Annotated in this window: 2 protein-coding genes and 1 pseudogene; 1 reads left to right on the top strand and 2 read right to left on the bottom strand. The window is 68.3% G+C overall.

The features are described from left to right. The first annotated feature begins 267 nt into the window (after positions 1-267). The gene (locus tag KBI5_RS26735; RefSeq protein WP_085016605.1) at positions 268-1,302 is read left to right on the top strand and encodes a hypothetical protein; all 1,035 of its coding nucleotides are present in this window, start codon (positions 268-270) and stop codon (positions 1,300-1,302) included. Here the strand turns inward: KBI5_RS26735 and KBI5_RS24360 are convergent. After that, positions 1,267-2,325, bottom strand: a complete 1,059-nt coding sequence (locus KBI5_RS24360; protein ID WP_085016606.1) for an NAD-dependent epimerase/dehydratase family protein — start codon at positions 2,323-2,325, stop codon at positions 1,267-1,269. The genes KBI5_RS26735 and KBI5_RS24360 overlap by 36 nt on opposite strands. 474 nt (positions 2,326-2,799) lie before the next feature. Then, a pseudogene (locus KBI5_RS24365) lies at positions 2,800-3,006 on the bottom strand (IS110 family transposase); the annotation flags it as partial.

The following is a 3,006-nucleotide window of genomic DNA, read 5'->3' on the forward strand; positions in this document are numbered from 1 at the left end:
CCCACCCCCCAGCTCCTCGCCCTGCTCGCCGAGGTCTACGACACCAGCATCCACAACCTGATCGACCTCGACGACCGCGAACACCTCACCCCCGCCGACCATCTCATCCTTAGCCAGACGGGCCGGATGATCCAGCAGACGTCCACCCGAATCCGTGCGAGCGCCCGGCCATACCCTGCGGCGACGTTGTCAGCACCGGCACAGCTGCGGCCTAACGGGATCGAGATCGTATCAATACCATATATACCGGCAGAAAGGGAGCGTGTAATGTCGGCTGYCAAGGAGTCGGGGGAGCATGCGATGTTCGCGGCGGCCAGAAGTCTCGATGCCAGCTCCGTCGAACAGCTCGCCGACGACGTACGTCGGCTTGCGCACATCTACAACACCACCCCTCCCTTCCAGATGTTCGCCGAACTGGCCAAGGCCCGGAACACTGTGTACGCGTTGCTGGAGCAGACAAAACGCCCGCGGCAGCTCAACGAGCTTTACATGTTCGCCGGGCAGCTCTGCGGCCTGCTCGGCATCGTCAGTCTCGACCTCGGATTTCCCGATGCTGGAGTCGAGAATGCCCGCGCGGCGTGGGCCTATGGGCAGATTGTCGACGATGACGGGCTGCGCTCGTGGGCCCGCGCTGTCCAGGCCACCATCGCCTTCTGGTCCGACCGGCCACGAGAAGGGATACGGCTGACGACTACGGGCCTTGACCATGCCAGACCGGGGTCCGGAATGGTTCGCCTGCACGCCGTGCAGGCCCGCTCCTACGCAATGATCGGAGCCGCGGACGAGGCGATGACCGCGCTGGCCGCTGCCCAGCGCACCGCCGAGGCAGACGCATCGGACGATCTTCTCGACAGAGTGGGTGGCGAGTTCTCGTTCGGCGAGGAACGCCTGCTCCTCAGCGCCGCAGCCACGCATCTCGCACTCAGCCAGCTCGACCAGGCTGAGCACACAGCCTCCCAGGCGATCGACCTGTTCACCGCGATTCCGGTCGCCGACAGATGGACACCAGGTGAGCACGGTGCCCGGGTCGATCTGGTCGTCGCCCGAACGGTGGGCGGCAATCTCGACGGGGCGCACGATGCCCTCGTCCCCGTGCTCGCGCTGCCGCCCGAACAACGCACGGGGCGCCTGACGGGGAGACTTCACCGGTTGCGCGGGTCGTTGAGCCAGCCGCGCTACCGCGGCTCCACCGACGCCGCGCAGCTCGACGACCAGATCGAGCACTTTGTGCGCGACTCGGCTACGGCCATGCTGCCCCCAGGCACCTCACACCAGTCCTTTCTCGCCGGCGGCAGCGTCTGACCGAAGCTCCCACAAGTCGACGAGGCGGCGCTCCCTGTCGGGGTCGACGCCGTGCTCGTCCTGACGCTCATGTCGTATCGGAGCGCCGCCGGCCGCCAGCCACGCCCACGTGTCCAGGACCGTGTCCTGGATCGGCCGGCAGCGCAGGCCCGCCGCCGCTGCCCGGGTCGCATCCAGCTGCCACGTCCCTGGAGGCACCCGCCACAGCGGGATCTCCGTCCACTGGCGCACACCCTGCTCGACAAGCCAGCCGGGGTCCGCCCAGACGACCTCGACCTCGTCGGAGCCTCGAACGTCCCGCGTCGCCGCGATGCACGCGTCCAGCATCTGGCCGTAGGTTGCGTGGCCGGCGGGCGCCGCAACATTGAAGATCCCGCTGGCCGACCGTCCGACCAGGTCGAGCAGAAACGACGCGAGGTCGCGCACGTCCACCGGCTGGATGAGCCTGTCGGCGGGCGCGGGGGCCAGCACCCGCCCGCCTGCCGTCATCCGGCGAAGCCACCACGGCAACCGTCCGACGTACTCGTGCGGGCCGAGGACGACACCCGGCCGCACGATGAGCAACCGGTCAGGGGAAATGGTCCGCCGGACCGCCGCCTCGCACCCGGCCTTGTGGGGACCGTAGCGTCCCGCGTCCCAGCGAGGATCTTCCACCACAAGATCGGGATCTCCCGGGTGCAGCGGCGAGGTTTCGTCGACAGGGGACGCGGGCCAGTCCCGGTACACCGAGACGGTGGATACGAACGCATACCGGCGGGCTTGCTCGCCCAGAACCTGCGCTGCGAGGCCGACCGAGCGGGGCTCCGCGCCGCCGACGTCCACGACGGCATCCCATGGCCCATGCGCAGCGAGGCGATCAAGATCCTTGACGTCGGTTCGGTCGCCACGGAGCGGATGGACCCCGGCAACATCCGGTCCGGACCTACCCCGGTTGAACGTCGTGACTGCCCAGTCACGGCCAACCGCCTCCTCGGCCAGGACACGGCCGACGAACCAGGTTCCTCCCAGAAGTAGCAGACGCACGAAGCAATCGTCTCAAAAGGGCCATCCCCCGTAGCCGGGGCCGGCTGTGTGACCCTCGACGTCGGCAGATGGCGAGGGCAACCGGCTGCTCGCTGGACCTGTCACTGCCGGCCGGTGGTGGTGGCCCGGGTTGAGACCGTGCGGCGCAGCCGGATGGTCCCCGGCCGGATTGGGGATGGTCCGATGATCGAGCCGTCGAGGACCCGGACCCGCGCGGTTTCCCGAACAGGTCGTCGAAGGTCGAGCAGGCTCGTAAGACACCGAGGAGGCCACGCCGCCCTTCCTGGCCTGCCCGGCGGCCGGGTGCCCGGCCTGGCTCCGTGCTTCCGCTCGGGGTCTGAGGAGTGAATTGCTGGACCGCGGAGGGGCTGGTTCCGGGCATGCGGGAAGGCRCTGGGAGCCGGGCTTCCAACGCTGGTCTYATCGGTATTCGGTGCGCGTGCTGCGGGTGTTCCTTTCTGTCTGGGGTAGCGGCTATGCCGCTGGTGTGATGGTGACGGTGTAGCCGAGTTTCTCCAGTTCGCCGACGAGGTTCTTCCGGCGGCGTTCAGGGTCCCGGCGTCGGCGGGCATGCCAGTCTCCGCCGAGGTCCTGGTAGACGGTCTTGTTCGCGATGATGTGCCAGTAGGCGATGAGAATGTCGTGGCGGGTCGCGCCGATCGCTTTCAGGACACCGCGGCG

Origin of the sequence: Frankia sp. KB5 (genome assembly GCF_002099325.1) — a bacterium.
Classification (GTDB): Bacteria; Actinomycetota; Actinomycetes; order Frankiales; family Frankiaceae; genus Frankia; species Frankia casuarinae.